A 253-nucleotide genomic window follows, 5' to 3' on the forward strand; every position below is an offset into this window, starting at 1 on the left:
CCGAATCTCAGCACCGAAGCGGAGATCCTGCCGCAGACCGACAAGGGCCAGTACGACGCGCTGATCGCGGCTGCGACCTTCATCCCGAAGGCTTCGGTCTTCCCGCTCGGCGGCGTGCGCATCGGCGCCGGCACCGGCAATATGGGCTCGGCCTCCTGGGGCGGCGGCAACGGCGAGGGCGGCATTGCGGCCCTGATGAACACGCCGGGGATCAACAGCCGGGCGACCGCCCAGATGGCTGTGAAGGCGATCC

General features: G+C 69.6%; 1 protein-coding gene. It reads left to right on the plus strand.

Annotation, left to right across the window (positions count from 1 at the left end; all coding sequences use genetic code 11):
• Positions 1-253: hypothetical protein (locus tag EOD29_RS33525; RefSeq protein ID WP_164764034.1), on the plus strand; the 253-nt coding region annotated here is incomplete at both ends.

Source organism: Mesorhizobium sp. M1A.T.Ca.IN.004.03.1.1 (assembly GCF_003997555.1).
Taxonomy (GTDB): Bacteria; Pseudomonadota; Alphaproteobacteria; order Rhizobiales; family Rhizobiaceae; genus Mesorhizobium.